General features: G+C 46.0%; 11 protein-coding genes. 5 read left to right on the top strand and 6 right to left on the bottom strand.

What is annotated here, in order from left to right; all coding sequences use genetic code 11:
* Window positions 1–561: 561 nt before the first annotated feature.
* Window positions 562–2,679 carry a glutamine synthetase III gene (locus tag JGK07_RS20030; protein ID WP_293291017.1) on the top strand — a complete coding sequence of 706 codons (2,118 nt, stop codon included), beginning with the start codon at window positions 562–564 and terminating at the stop codon, window positions 2,677–2,679.
* Between the two features lie 263 nt (window positions 2,680–2,942).
* Here JGK07_RS20030 and JGK07_RS20025 read toward each other — a convergent pair whose 3' ends face one another.
* The 6 genes from JGK07_RS20025 to JGK07_RS20000 all read right to left on the bottom strand — a co-directional run bounded on the left by JGK07_RS20025 (window position 2,943) and on the right by JGK07_RS20000 (window position 12,268).
* Window positions 2,943–5,840, bottom strand: a complete 2,898-nt coding sequence (locus JGK07_RS20025) for an S-layer family protein (protein WP_293176912.1) — start codon at window positions 5,838–5,840, stop codon at window positions 2,943–2,945.
* Between the two features lie 174 nt (window positions 5,841–6,014).
* Entirely contained in the window at window positions 6,015–7,424 is a 1,410-nt protein-coding gene (locus tag JGK07_RS20020; RefSeq protein ID WP_293205534.1) for a cation:proton antiporter, read from the bottom strand.
* Between the two features lie 349 nt (window positions 7,425–7,773).
* Complete coding sequence (gene hisA / locus JGK07_RS20015; RefSeq protein ID WP_293176908.1) at window positions 7,774–8,547, bottom strand: 1-(5-phosphoribosyl)-5-[(5-phosphoribosylamino)methylideneamino]imidazole-4-carboxamide isomerase; 774 nt, start codon at window positions 8,545–8,547, stop codon at window positions 7,774–7,776.
* A gap of 116 nt (window positions 8,548–8,663) precedes the next feature.
* Window positions 8,664–9,347 carry a TIGR02117 family protein gene (locus JGK07_RS20010; protein WP_293205532.1) on the bottom strand — a complete coding sequence of 228 codons (684 nt, stop codon included), beginning with the start codon at window positions 9,345–9,347 and terminating at the stop codon, window positions 8,664–8,666.
* Between the two features lie 155 nt (window positions 9,348–9,502).
* On the bottom strand, window positions 9,503–10,693 hold the full coding sequence (locus JGK07_RS20005; RefSeq protein ID WP_293205530.1) for a glycoside hydrolase family 10 protein: 1,191 nt from the start codon (window positions 10,691–10,693) through the stop codon (window positions 9,503–9,505).
* A 165-nt stretch (window positions 10,694–10,858) separates the two neighbouring features.
* The gene (locus JGK07_RS20000; RefSeq protein ID WP_293241459.1) at window positions 10,859–12,268 is read right to left on the bottom strand and encodes an amidohydrolase; all 1,410 of its coding nucleotides are present in this window, start codon (window positions 12,266–12,268) and stop codon (window positions 10,859–10,861) included.
* A gap of 388 nt (window positions 12,269–12,656) precedes the next feature.
* Between JGK07_RS20000 and JGK07_RS19995 the strand changes: the two genes are divergently transcribed.
* From JGK07_RS19995 to JGK07_RS19980, 4 genes are all read left to right on the top strand, one after another.
* Window positions 12,657–13,427, top strand: coding sequence for an isochorismatase family cysteine hydrolase (locus tag JGK07_RS19995; protein ID WP_293176900.1), 771 nt, complete (start codon window positions 12,657–12,659; stop codon window positions 13,425–13,427).
* A gap of 410 nt (window positions 13,428–13,837) precedes the next feature.
* The gene (locus JGK07_RS19990; RefSeq protein WP_293146325.1) at window positions 13,838–14,290 is read left to right on the top strand and encodes a cupin domain-containing protein; all 453 of its coding nucleotides are present in this window, start codon (window positions 13,838–13,840) and stop codon (window positions 14,288–14,290) included.
* A 124-nt stretch (window positions 14,291–14,414) separates the two neighbouring features.
* On the top strand, window positions 14,415–14,585 hold the full coding sequence (locus tag JGK07_RS19985; protein WP_366025916.1) for a hypothetical protein: 171 nt from the start codon (window positions 14,415–14,417) through the stop codon (window positions 14,583–14,585).
* Window positions 14,586–14,598: 13 nt separating this feature from the next.
* Window positions 14,599–14,958, top strand: a complete 360-nt coding sequence (locus tag JGK07_RS19980; RefSeq protein WP_293176898.1) for a DUF952 domain-containing protein — start codon at window positions 14,599–14,601, stop codon at window positions 14,956–14,958.
* The last annotated feature ends 202 nt before the right edge of the window (window positions 14,959–15,160 follow it).

Raw genomic sequence — 15,160 nt, 5'->3', positions numbered from 1 at the left:
CGGGCGATCGCCCCTTCGCCAAAAAAACTAAACTTTTGTAGCCTACGATACATTTATTTTCTTAATCATTGTTTACACTTTCCAAGTGTAGATTGTGTACTCTCCATAATTCCCCAAAACCCTAAACAAGTGCGTTGTTTGGTGGACAGCGATTTATCGATCGTCGAACCATTAAAAACCATAAGTAGTTTTGACCAGAATTCATAGGAATTAACTCGCACAAAATTTTTGAGCTTACCAGGGTGAAAATTAGCCAGCAAATCTGTGCAGCGCCGACATCTACGATGTTGACTCAAATTAGTACAGTCTCCAGTCATCTATTTGCTTGCTAATAATCGAAATCCAACCGCATCTATGGAACACCGGATTCTCACCAACACCGACGGCGAAGAGATTCCGCCTCGCTCCTCCAATCTTTGAGAGCCAGCCAAACAAGGCATTCTCCAAAAAGTTAGGTCAGACTAAAAATGTTGGTAAATCCAACATATTCGTCAACGGTTAGAATTGCACTAACCTATATTTTTTCACAGCTACTCGTCCTTAATTCGCATAAAAATAACCATGAGTGGAAACGAATCGCGCATTCAAGCAATTTCTCAAATCGTCAACCGCCAAATAACTCCTGCAAAGCCTCCCAAGCGGTTAGAAGAAATGTGGGCAACAGACGTGTTTAGTCTGAGCAAAATGCAAGAAAGCCTGCCCAAAAGCATTTTTAAATCAGTCAAAAATACCATTCAAACAGGTACAACACTCGATCCTTCCGTAGCCGATGTAGTTGCAGTAGCAATGAAAGATTGGGCTATTTCCAAAGGAGCCCTCTACTACGCCCACGTATTCTATCCACTAACAAATAGCACCGCCGAAAAACACGACGGTTTCATCTCCGTCCAAAGCGACGGCTCCGTCATCTCAGAATTTGCAGGTAAACTGCTAGTACAAGGCGAACCCGACGGTTCATCCTTCCCCAACGGTGGCATTCGCTCCACCGCAGCCGCTCGCGGATACACAGCCTGGGATGTCACCAGCCCCGCCTATGTCATGGAAACAGACAACGGCATGACATTGTGCATTCCCACTGTTTTCATCTCCTGGACAGGTGAAGCCCTAGACAAGAAAACCCCGCTTTTGCGCTCCATTGCTGCCATGAACAAAGCAGCAACCAGAGTCTTAAAACTGCTAGGAAATACCGAAGTCGCTCCCGTAAATTCCAGTTGCGGTGCCGAGCAAGAATACTTCCTGATCGATTCCAACTTCGCCAACAGCCGCCCCGATTTGTTATTAGCAGGTCGCACCCTGTTTGGCAAGCCTCCTGCCAAAGGTCAGCAATTTGACGACCACTATTTTGGAGCAATTCCAGAGCGCGTTCAAGTCTTCATGCAAGAAGTAGAAGAAAGAATGTACCGCCTGGGAATTCCTGCCAAAACTCGCCACAACGAAGTAGCACCAGGTCAGTTTGAAATTGCACCCTTTTTTGAAGCAGCAAACGTCGCCAGCGACCACCAACAATTAACCATGACAATTCTCCGCAACACCGCGAAGAAACATGGTTTTATGTGCTTGCTGCACGAGAAGCCTTTCGCAGGAATCAACGGTTCCGGCAAACACGTCAACTGGTCAGTCGGTAACGCCACCCAAGGCAACTTATTAGATCCAGGCGATACACCACACTCCAACATACAGTTCCTAGTTTTCTGCGGCGCTGTAATTCGCGGCGTTCACAAATACGGCCCCTTGTTGCGCGCCGTAGTTGCAACTGCTAGCAACGACCACCGCTTGGGCGCCAATGAAGCTCCGCCAGCAATTATCTCTGTCTATTTGGGATCCCAATTAGAAGATATCTTCGATCAAATTAGCAAGGGGGGTATTAAGGATTCCCAAGGTCGCGGAATCATGAATTTAGGCGTAGAAACACTTGGAAACCGCTTTGAATTCCGCGCAGTAGGTTCGGGTCAATCTGTTTCCGGCCCGCTGGTCGCGATGAATACAATTCTTGCAGATTCTTTGGACTGGGTTGCTAACAAATTAGAAAGCGCTTTGACCAACGGAACTGACCTGAATGCTGCCATCCAAACAGTTCTGAAAGAAGTGATGGACGAGCATGGTGCTGTGGTATTTGGCGGCAACGGCTATTCTGAAGAATGGCACAAAATGGCCGTTGAAGAACGCGGTTTAGCTAACTTGCGGACTACCGCTGATGCTTTGCCCGTATTGAAGGCAGAATACATTGAGGACTTGTTTGAAAAGACAGGTGTTCTCACTCCGGTTGAATTGGAAAGCCGTTTTGATGTGTATGCAGAGCAGTATATACTGGCTATTGAAGTCGAAGCAAAACTGGTCGGCAGCATTTCCAAAACAATGATTTATCCGGCAGCGGTGAGATATTTGTCGGATCTTTCTAACACAATTGCTGGCTTGAAAGAGATTGGCATTGAATTAGAAAAGGCAACTGCTCAACAAGTCGCGACGCTGGTTAAGTCGATGATGGATACTGCGAGCAAGTTGAGTGATGCTTTGAGCAAGCACGATTTTGCTACAACTGAAGAGCATATGCAGTATGCTTCGCAAACCATTCGTCCTTTGATGGATGAGGTTCGTCAGTATGCTGATGCTTTGGAAGCTGAAGTGGCTGATGATTTGTGGCCGCTTCCTACTTATCAAGAAATGCTGTTTGTTAAGTAAGCTGTTGGGCATCTAAATTGTATTTTTGGGGCGGGCTTTCTGGCCCACCCCACAAGACTTTTCTTAAACTTGACTATACAATTTCAATGCACTTGTGCTTAATCGCAAACCTGGTTAATTTCTGGTGAGATTTGTGGGGACACGGCAATGCCGTGTCCCTACAATATTATTTTGGGGTAGGGACACGGCACTGCCGTCTCCTTTGATGTTATGGTTAAAAACTTTATTTTAATCAACGCCCTACAGTTGCTATCAACCGGATTTCAGCGCTCCCGGCAAACAGGCAAAGCAGGCTTCGATCGCTGCGGAACTTGAGCCATTTGATTGTATGCTACAAGCGTTACTTGTCCATCAGCATTTATCACCCAACCTTGAGCGGGAATCACTGGCTGGGGCTGAATTTCTATTTCTGCTTTTGTACCCTGTAGATTCTGACTGCTACCGACGGCCGGTTCCACCCAACTAAACAGGGTAGAATCGCTGCTGAGCAAATCATTTGGGTTCGCAGGTATTCCTCCTTTACCAGTAATAGTAAACTCACTTCCCGCCCCTTGAGTGCAAGGATTAGCTACAATTAACGCCTCTGGAGAGATAACATTTTGTGGCAATTCTACCAATCCTTGAGCCGGATTGACACCAGAAGTGCTAAACGTTACTGCCCCTTGCAAAGCCGGGCCAGCCTGTTGAGAAATAGCCGCGATGTCGCTAGTGGGAATTAAAGAAGTTGGATTCACTTGTAAGTTAGCAAATTCAGCATCAGTCAATCCTAAAGTGCTTCTAGCTGCTTCGCGATTAATGCTCGTAAAACCAAATATATTCGGGACATTCACCGCAACTTGTCCGCCCCTGGCTGTGCGAGCATTGGCTGTAATATCACTATTTTCACGCGGGAGGGCTAACAAAATATCGCTATTAATTCTGATGTTGCCGCCATCAGAATTACCTGCATCGGTGGTAATTCTGCTGCCGCGCCGCAACTGGATGTCTCGCGATCGCAGATTAATATTTGCCCCAGTACCAGATACGGTTGTACCATCAATGCTGGCTTTGTTATCCAGGGCGATCGAGTTGGCGACAACATTAATATTACCAGCCCTTCCCGTTCCCAAAGCCTGAACACTCACCGTTGCACCATCCCGGACAATCAATTGATTAACATTCAGATTTAGCGAACCTGCATTCCCCGTAGCGTTGGGATTGACAACAGTGTACGCTTTGCCAGTCGAAGCCTCAATTCTACTTCTGAAGCCACCATTACTCGCCATGCCTTGCACTTCTAGACGATCGGCATTAATCGTAATATCTCCCGCATCTGCTGCACTCAAAGAACCCGCAGTAATAATGCCCCCATCCCGCAGAGTGAGCCTGGGTGTAGAAAGGCGGATATCTCCACCTCTACCAGAGCTTGTAGTTTGAGTGCCAAGAACACTCGGTGCGAAGCCCGCATTCCCCCCTGTCAAAACTCCAGACACGCCGCTCACTTCGATCGAGTCTGAAGCTCTGATAGTTAAAGTTCCTCCTGGCCCCCCACCGGTAGAAAACACATTTTCACCAATAATCGTACCCGTCGATAAAGTAATTACAGCTCCATTAGAAACAGTCAGCCGCTTAGTGTCGATCGTAATATCCCCAGCTTTCCCCTTTCCATCGAAAGAGCTAGTAGCCAGAGTAGTTTGCCCCGTACCTCCACCCAGACTCCCCGACAATTCTACAGATTCATTCGTTTTAATCGCGATATTCCCCGATGCTCCATCACTACGGCTGATGCCGATCAGACTGGCTCCATCGCGCATGATTAACCGTTGTGCGTCAACAGTGATACTTCCGCCTTGGCCGGTACTTCCACGAGTTGTGCCGCTGTTGAGCACTGAACCGATCAATTCGACGGTGTTAGCACGGATATTCAGATTTCCGGCATTTGCAGCAGTAAAGGTACTGGTACCGCCCAGTGCCCCATCGCGCAGCAGCAGCCGAGGAGTGTCAATGTTAATATTTCCAGCGGCTCCACTACCAGCAGTACCAGCACTCAGCATAATTTGCGGGTCAAAAGGGTTGAACGCTCCAGAGGCTAGATATTGGCTATAAACCCGCTGATAGCCTTCAATTCCCAGCCCGCTCATTTCTACTGAGTCAGTAGCGTGGATGTTTAAATTGTTCCCCTTCCCATCTCCGAGTGTGGCGCTGAGAATTTGCGACCCTTTATCTACTCGCAAGTTTTGGGCATTAATATCAATACTTCTGCCATCAAGATTTCCGAGTGTTAGGCTATAAATTCCTGAACTACTGACGGTGACATTAGAACCTCTGATGTCAATTTTTCCACCGCCTAATCCGCTGGTATTTATCAATGCACCGTTCATTTCAATGTTGCCAAAGTTCTGAATATTGCTGTAGTTTAAATTCAGACCTAAAGCTGTTGGTTCAAATTGTACTAAACCTGGAGTTTTCACACTTCCTAATAATATTTGTCCGGTATAAGCTGTTAAATTGCCGCCGTTTAGTTGAATGTCTCCACCAATTAAGGCTAAAGTTTGACCGGGGTCTACGGCTAAACCAAGTTTGTTAGAAACAGGAACCTCTATCGGTAGTGGTGGTAAGGTTGGTGTGGGGCCCATTGCTTGGGAAGTGTTGACAATTGTACCGGGATTGTCTCGAAATCTCAAGCCCACAGGAATATTAATCGCTAATAACGGCACGGCGCTGGGGTTCGCGCTGCTAAATTCAAAGCCGTTATTAAAAACAATACTATCAGCGGTTGAACCGATAAATGAGCCGCGTAAATCTAATCGAGCATTGGGGCCGAAGATAATTCCTTTCGGATTGAGTAAGAATAAGTTGGCGTTTCCTTGTACTCCTAATGTTCCTAAAATATTGGAAGAATTGCTACCTGTGACGCGGGTAAAAATGTTAGCAATGCCGTTAGGATTGGCAAAATATGCGCCTCTACCTTCACCGACGTTGAATTCGCGGAAACTGTGAAATAAGCTAGAACCGCGACTTGCACCGCCTTCTATGCGGTCTGATGGTAGGTTATTGATGCTGTCGGAGACTGTGCGGGAGTTTTCAGTTGCTAAAGTGCGATCGGGGATGATTTGAGCAATTGTGGCAGTGGGAAATAGCAATAAGAAAGCAAAAAATAGAGTAGAAGATAGGCGGGGCATTGTTTAACCTCTCTTAGAAGTTACGCTGCTGAATAAAATTGGACGATCGACATTAGATATCTGGCGAAAAACTAATCTCGAACAGGCTTTCCGGCCTGTTGCACAAGAATTATACCAGATGTCTAATTGTATTTTTCAATCAGCCGATCGCCCAAACTCAAATTCCCTCATCAATCAAACGATTTGTTTGCTCGCGGGTTCCCCCGTACCAGGAGGTACTACTGAATCGCCAAAAGCAATCCGCAGAAAAGGCGGAGCCAAGAAAGTCGTCAGAATCACCATGATAATAATCGAGACTTCCAACGGCTTATCCAACACCCCACTCGCCGAACCAATTCCGGCAAAAACCAAACCGACTTCGCCCCGAGGAATCATCCCAACTCCGATCGCCAATCGATTGATTCCGGGCACACCAAACACCACCCAACCTGTAACAATTTTGCCAATAATCGCCACCACAATCAAGAAAGCCGCAATCAAAAGGCCCGCCCGATTATCCGGCACTGCTGGGTTCAAAACTCGCAAATCGGCCCTAGCTCCCACTGTCACAAAAAAGATGGGGACAATGACATCTGAGATGGGTTTCACCAATTCATCCAACTCTGTGCGCGCATCGCTTTTATCCAACACCAAACCAGCCGCAAACGCACCCAAAATCGCTTCCAGATGAATTGCGTTGCCCAGAAATGCCATGAATAAGGCGAAAATAAAGGCCGGGATAATAATATTGCCGCGAGTTTTGAGTTGGCCCACCACCGCCGAGAAGGTTTTGTCGAAGACACCGCCCAACAGAATCGAACCTAACAGAAATACAGTGGCACTGACAATCAAATAGATGACATTAACAACATCAATTTCACCCGTTTTAGCTAAGCTAGCGACAACAGCTAGGACAATAATTCCCAGCACATCATCAATCACCGCCGCACCGACAATAATTTGACCTTCTTTAGATGTCAGTTGTCCTAAATCAGACAACACTTTCGAGGTAATTCCGATGCTGGTTGCTGTCAAAGCCGCACCTGCAAAAATTGCCGGAATTGCTGGAGTGTGGAAAATTACCATCAAGCCAACAGTACCGGCGGCAAAGGGAACAGCCACCCCGACACAGGCGACAACGACGGCTTGAACTCCGACTTGTTTTAGTTGATTGAGATCGGACTCTAAGCCAATTTCAAACAGCAGAATAATTACGCCTAATTCGCCCAGCACAGAAATGATTTCACTCTGCGACTCAAAGACACTGGTAAGGGCGGCAGGGGATAGATGGTTGAGCGATTGTAGAACACTCATAATCCCGGAGTCTGAAGCTGACAGCCCGCTTTCGGAAAAAACGATCAGGTGTAAAGCAGACACCCCGACAATTACCCCTGCTACCAATTCACCCAATACGGGCGGTAAATCGAAGTTTCTCGCTACTTCTGCGCCTAATTTACTGGCGATATAAATCACTACTAAACTGAGCAAAACTCCGCTGAGGACGATCGGCGAATTTTCGGGATCGACTGTTGCTAGCAAAGGTATGGGAGCAATTAGCGGTGCTATCCCTGAACTGAAAGCTGTAATTGTATGGTTCACAAACATGAGTGATGTGATGGTAATAAAGATGATTCTACGCTGATTGATGATTGAATTTATGAAGTGTAGTAGGGACACGGCGCCGTGCCCATAGGTGTCAACTTATGACTACAACCCTTGATAAGTCTCGTTTTTACCTGAGTCCAGATCCCCCTAAATCCCCCTTAAGAAGGGGGACTTTGAGAAGACTCCTGTCCCCCCCTTCTTAAGGGGGGTTAGGGGGGATCTGGCTTTAATCGTCAAACAATAGTCTCTGAATGGGTTTGACGTTAAGTTGACACTAATGGGCATTGCCGTGTCCCTACGGGGATTGAGCGATAGGCGGGTGTACTTCATAAATGTGGAATTTGCTGTATCAAGCAAAACTTGAAGAACCCAAATCTGGGGGAACATCCTGCCATCTTCCTTGTCCTACTGCTTGAATTGCTTCTTTTAGCATGATATCGCCGGTATAAATTGCTCTACCAACGATCGCACTTTTGACACCAATTGGTTCCAAAGCCAACAAACTTAACAAATCTGCGATCGAACTGACGCCGCCGGAAGCAATCACCGGAATCGAGATGGCGCTAGCAATTTCCCGCAAAGATTCCAAATTCGGCCCTTCCATGGTGCCGTCGCGGTGAATGTCGGTGTAAATAATTTCAGCCGCCCCTAATTCTGCCATTTTTTGCGCCAATTCTGTCGCTAAAACTTCGGAAGTTTCCAGCCAGCCTCTGGTAGCAACTTTACCGTTTCTGGCATCGATTCCGACGAGAATTTGACCTGGAAATTCGGCACACAATTCACCGACTAATTGCGGTTGTTCGACGGCGACAGTGCCGAGAATGGCGCGCTGAACGCCTAATTTGAGAATTGCCGCGACAGAAGGGCGATCGCGCATTCCGCCTCCTAATTGACAGGGAACGTCTACTGCGCGGACGATCGCCTCAATAGCTGCTAAGTTTACAGGATGACCTGCTTTTGCCCCATCGAGGTCTACCAAATGCAGCATTGTGGCGCCTTCATTTACCCACTGTCTGGCGACTTCGACGGGATTTTCGTTAAAAGTTTGGGACTTGGCGTAGTCTCCCTGATAGAGTCTGACGCATTTTCCGTCCAAAAGGTCGATCGCTGGAATTACATTCATAATATTTGGGAATTGGGGAATTGGGGAATTGGGAATTGGGAATTGGGAATTGGGAATTGGGAATTGGGAATTGGTAATTGACTGCTGTCAACTGTCAACTGTCAACTGTCAACTGTTTAAATACCTTCACAACCGCTATTTAAATGAAACATAATCGATGACGATAGAGTTGACCACAAAGGAGTATCAATCTCAGCTTCTCGCAAAGCTTCAGCCGTCCAGTCATTGCAAGTTCTCAAAATAGAGTAACTGCCTTTTGCTTCATAAAAACTGTCAGTGTTGTAGTAGCCGTAGCTGATTTTTATTTTATTACCTGCTGCGTCTAATTGGAATGTATTTTTAAGGAAATTTACCAGCCTCCGATAATTTTTCCCACTAATTTTAACACATTTGGTTTCTATATCTTGAGGAAAAACTCGATAACCTTGAACGTGGAGGGTAGACGGAGTAGGGAGAAATAGAGCATTGAAAGCTATAACTGGGTTGATGGTTGCTGAGGTGGGACTTTCCAGCATAAAAGCTCGATCTCCCCAGCCAAAAGACAAATATTTATAATCATAATTTGCCTCTCGTCCTATTTGTGTAATTGGTAAATATTGATTCCAGTCAAAGTATTGATTTTTAACTGGAACGATGATTTCGGTGTGGATGCCTTGGTTAGAAACTTGTACGCTAACTGTGCAATTTTTTTGCGAGGACTCTCCCCACTTTCGGGGAGTCAGGTAGCCGATTGCAGCAAGGATAGCAATCAGACATAAATTAAGAATACAAATGCGGTAAATTAATTTAGTGTTAAACATTATATCTATTTTCAAGGTTCGTAGTGAGGACTTTAGTCCTTAATAATCTTAAGAAGAAGGACTGAAGTCCTCACTACGAACGAAGAAGAAGAAGGACTGAAGTCCTCACTACGAACGAAGAAGAAGAAGGACTGAAGTCCTCACTACGAACGGTTTTAAACAGGCGGGCGTTGCATCTTTGTGGGAAAGAATTCTTGCAGGGCAGAATTTCGCTGTTCGGGAGTTTCGCTGGCCCAATTTGACAAGCTTTCATAGAAAAAGAAGGAAACTCCTGCAAAATTCCTGTTTCGGACTGCTTGCACTTGCTCTTGAATTTGTGACAGCGGAATAGAACTGTTTTTCAAACCTGTTAAAATACCGATCGCAGTTGGAATGTGCTTTTTGGCGAGTTTGACTTCTTCCCGTTCCAGTTCGGCATTAAAACGCTTGATATCATTGCGATACACCTGTATTATAAGTTCTTCGATGTAACCGCGTCTTTCCCAGCTAAACCAGTCCTGCAAGTGGGCGGGTAAAGCAAAGTGCAACGGATTGGGAGATAAACTAATAATACATTTTTGTTTGCGGGATTTGATGGCGCGGGAAATTCGCCCCATGAAGTCGTTGATTTTGTCGGCGCGCCAGCGGATCCAGAAGGTTTCGCGGGCGTCATTGGAGGGAGGACTTTTGATTTGTTTTTCATACATTAACACTGTTTGCGGCTCGTAGCCAAACTCTACGGGCAAACCGAAATGGTCGTCAAATTGAATGCCATCTAGATCGTAATTATCGACGATTTCTAAGATTAAATCTAAGATAAATTTCTGAACTTCCGGATGAAAAGGATTCAGCCAAACTCGATCGTGCGTGCCTTCTTTCCAAATAGTTGAACCGTCGCGTCGCGTCGCCAGCCAGTCAGGGTGAAGTCTGGCTAATTCCGATTCGGCGGGAGCCATGAAACCAAACTCAAACCACGGGATTACTGCTATACTTTTTTTGTGGGATTGTGCTATAATTTCTTTGAGAATGTCTCGGTCTTGCAATCCTGGTGATGGGTCGATCGACTTTCCGAATACTCGTTTGGCTACAGCGCTGGGATAAAGCGTATAGCCTCCTTGCCAAACCGTAGGATAAATGGTGTTAAAGTTGAGTTTGTCCAGTCGATTTACAGCGTCAATGATGTTGTTGCGGGAGAAAATAACGTCGCTGTCAATATTAGTCAGCCAGATGCCGCGCAATTCGGTGGTTGGGGTTTTGGGTGCAGTTTGAGCTTCCATTCGGGGGGAGAAAATTGCGGCGGAGGTAAGGGCGATCGCAAAAACAACTATTAAAGCCAGTATCCGCCGCCATTTGTGCAGTTTAATCATCAATTTTTCGCAAACACCACAATCTAATATCATACTGTAACGTTCACACTGCAAACCTGACTTTCTTGAACCCGCGGAGGCGGGTTTTGTCTGTATAGTCGCGGTTTCAACCGCCGAGTCTTTCTTCAACCCGCCTCCTCGGGTTTTGTCTGTCTAGTCGCGGTTTCAACCGCCGAGTGGCAATTTCATCACTTGGCGGTAGTGCGATTCAATCTCGCCCACCATCGGCGATTGGCGCTTGCTACTCCACTCGCTGCGATCGAATAATTGCCGCCTCAAACCATCAACATCAATGGTTTTAACCTTACCTTCAGCGACAATTTGTTTGCCGTTTACCCAAACGCTATCTACCGTATTTGTCGGGCGTCCCAAAATTAGCAAACCAATCGGATCGGTGCGCGGTAACAATGATAAACTGGTTAAATCGTACAGCACTAAATCGGCTTTTTTGCCGACAGTTAGCGAACCAATTTCATCGCCGAGATTCAAGCCTTTTGCTCCCCCCAGCGATGCCATTTCTACAGACTGGCGCGGTGTAATCCAGTGGCGGTAATCCAAATCCGTAATATTGTGCAGAATTGAACCCATTTTAATCGCTTCCAGCAAATCTTGAGAGTCGTTGCTAGCGGCGCCGTCGCAGCCAAAAGATACGTTTACTCCGGCTTTGCGGTATTTCAAAATCGGTGCAATCCCGCTTCCCAGCCGCAGGTTGCTGAGGGGATTGTGTACGACTGTCGATTGGGTTTCTGCCATAATTGCAATATCAGAATCGTCCAGCCACACGCAGTGCGCTAAGGAAGTGCGCGGACTTAAATAACCGATTTGTTGCAAATGTTCGACAGCGCTACAGCCGTATTTTTCGCGAGCTAACTGTTTTTGAGCTGGCGTTTCTAAGAGGTGGGCGTGCAGGCAAAGATTGTAGCGATCGCCCAAATCGATGCAGCCTTCAAACAAAGCATCAGAACACAGTTGAATTCCCGTCGGTGCCAGCAATATATTAACACCTTTTTCTGGATAGTGAAACTGTTTGATAGCTGCTTCCATGAGTTCCAAAGTTGCATTTGTCGAGCGAATGTAAGCCGCGTGCTCGATGCCACTCTCGCCCGCAGGCATTCCCGCTGTCAGGGATTCATCTTGAATTAACGGCCCGATAAAAGCGCGGATGCCGATTTCTTGATAAGCGCGAACTGCGGCGGCGATCGTCTCTAATTCTTGCCCCGGAATCAAAACTAAATGATCGACTACACTTGTACCGCCCGAGAGCAATGTTTCTACCGCAGTTCCCAAGGCACTCAAGTAAACTTGTTCCGGATCGAGAGGCGTGAAATCGTACAGTTCGCCAATCCACAACTCCAGCGGTAAAGGCGGAATAATCCCGCGCTGCCACATTTCAGAAGAGTGCGTGTGCGCGTTGACAAAACCGGGAAGCAGCAGCTTATTTTTGCCATCAATTGCTATTACTGTAGGAGCTAAATTGGGCGCGATCGCACTTATGCAATTATTCGCCACTTGCACGTCTGCGGTTTCATAACCACTCTCAACCGGAATCAAAGCATTTTGGATTGTAAAACTCATAGATTTAGCTTTTCTGGTGAATTCACATCTATTTCTATTTTAGGACTAGATCATCTTCTTTTATCTCGTTCTCAGCCTTTTAAATATCGTTTAATCTCGTTCCCAGGCTATGGCTGGTAATGCATATAAGCGAGAAAGAGCCTCGCCTGTGGTTTACTGGAGGTAGAGCCTCCTGCAAGGAATTTCCAGGCTATGGCTGGGAACGATAAAATAGCCTGGAAACTAGAAACTTTTTGCCTAAATTTGGTTAATTTCAATAAAGCATCAAGTAGATCGAAACAGTTACGTTTGATACTGAGACTTAATCTTAGCAAAGATTTAAGATATCGCAAGTTAGCAACAATCAAAGAGTTATAAAATTGAAGTGGTTTTTCAGTCGCAATCTAATATGAATCCAGATAGCCTCCGCACCTTGGGCGTTGCGCCAAATGCTTGGAAAGTTGATGCTAAAATTGCCGACATCACCCGATCGCCGATCGCGCCTCAACCTGTTACCCTAGAAACAGAAACGAAAACCCTGCGATTGGACTTAGCAAAAGCAGCGATGCTAGTGATAGATATGCAAAACGATTTCTGTCACCCCGACGGTTGGCTATCACACATCGGCGTCGATGTAACCCCTGCGCGCACTCCAATTAATCCTTTGCAAAATTTGCTGCCAAAATTGCGATCGCACGCAGTACCCATTATTTGGATAAACTGGGGAAACCGCCCCGATTTGCTCAATATTAGCGCAGCTTCGCGCCACGTTTACAATCCCACGGGCGAGGGCGTAGGTTTGGGAGATCCGCTACCCAAAAACGGCGCATCTGTTTTGATGGCGGGGAGTTGGGCGGCCGCCGTTGTTGATGAATTAGAACAGAAACCAGAGGATATTTGCATTGATAAATATCGCATGAGTGCCTTTTGGGATACTCCTTTAGATAGTATCCTACGGAACCTGGGAAGAACTACACTTTTTTTTGGCGGAGTCAACGCCGATCAATGTGTCATGGCTACCCTACAAGATGCTTGTTTTCTAAACTACGACTGCATTTTAGTCAAAGATTGTACAGCTACCACATCTCCAGAGTATTGCTGGCAGGCTACTCTTTATAACGTTAAACAATGTTTTGGGTTTTTGTCTGATTCTCAGGCTATGTTAGAAGCAATTAAATAACTAGGGAATTAGTCATTAGTCATTAGTCATTAGTTATTAGTCATTGGTTATTGGTCATTGGTCATTGGTCATTAGTCATTGGTCATTAGCAATAAACTGGGGAGGTTGAGCCACGGACTAATGACTCTGAATGCTCACTAATGACAGCAGAAACATAGGGTGCATCTCATTTTGGCAAGGGCGAAGCATTTCGGCACATAATTTATGAACCAGAATCAGAGATTTACTGCCGAAATGCTTCGCCCCTACGAGTATATTTGCATTCATTGAGATGCACCCGAAACATATAGCAACCGTCCGAGACGGTTAGGAAGTTCTTAATTGCTAAAATCCTGGGTTCTGCTTCCCTCTTCCCTCTTCCCTCTTCCTTCTTCCTTCAGCTATAACAACTCACAACTAAGAATAAAAAAATGACAAACCAGTGCATGATTCCGGTGATGAAATCGCCTCAAGACTACCAAGCATTTCGCATCAGCCCGGGCGATACTAATAGATTAGCCATAGTTTTCGATCCGGCAACCGCGAATGCCTCATTAACTGTTTGCATCGAGATTTTCGATCCGGGCGGAAAAACTCCTCCCAACCGCCATCAATTTGCGGTAGAAATGTTTTTTGTACTCAAAGGAAGAGGGCAAGCGACTTGCGACGGCAAAACAGTTAGTATTAAACCTGGTGATAGTTTGTTAGTGCCTCCAACTGGCACTCACGTCATTGAAAATACGGGCAGCGAACGTCTTTACACTTTGTGCATTATGGTGCCAAACGAGGATTTTGTGGAACTAATTCGCAGCGGTACACCAGTCGAACTCGATGAGGAAGATATGAGGGTTCTCGGGCGATCGGATGTACTCGTGCCGTGCTAGGTTTGTAGTGAGGACTTCAGTCCGCAAAATAAACAGCTAAACGCGCTAAGTTAGATCGTTCGGACTTCAGTATACCTCTTGCAGAAATAGGTAGGAACGGGCAAGATGCCAGTTTCACAATTCAATGCGCCTGAGTTTGAGTGCCGCTTGTTTTCCAGCTTATGACGTGAATCCGGGAACTTGTGCGCCTCCGGGTGCAGCGCGGTTAATTGATGCTAAAATTATGACGCTGACAGTAAGTTGTGGCGGGAGTTGTCCTTCTCAGATTTTACTGCCAATTGGCGATCGCACTTAAAATCCATCAAACTATGAGCGTTATCTTTCACATCACCCGCAGCCAACAGTGGGAAGAAGCAAAACAAGTGCAATCCTATCGCGGAGATACGTTAGATACAGAAGGATTTATCCACTGTTCGACTCTGCCGCAAGTTTTGAAATCTGCCAATAAATTTTTTGTAGGACAAACAGGATTGCTGCTGCTGTGGATTGACTCGGAAAAAATAGAATCTGAACTTAAGTATGAATTTGCCGCCGGTGAGGATTACCCGCACATTTACGGGCCGCTAAATGTGGATGCTGTGTTGCAAGTTTTTGAGTTTGAACCCGGTGCCGATGGCAAGTTTGAATTGCCGGCAGAGTTAACAGCAACTATCAACGAACAAGCTTAGTATCCTGTGAAGATACTTCAACAAACATCACTTATTAGTCAAGGTGTTTGATGATATTACTTTGGTGGTTATCGAGCACATGAATGAAGAGATAGCATCTAAGGATCGCGAATTAAATAATTTACACATATTTGTGGGATGGGCGTCCCGCCCGTCCTTTCGTGACGGGCGGGACGCCCATCCCACAAGAACAATAAAAATT

The sequence above is a fragment of the Microcoleus sp. PH2017_24_DOB_U_A genome, from assembly GCF_020738205.1.
In the GTDB taxonomy this organism is placed as follows: domain Bacteria; phylum Cyanobacteriota; class Cyanobacteriia; order Cyanobacteriales; family Microcoleaceae; genus Microcoleus.
Note: the sequence above shows the minus strand (reverse complement) of the source record. Positions and strands in the feature narration are given on the sequence as shown.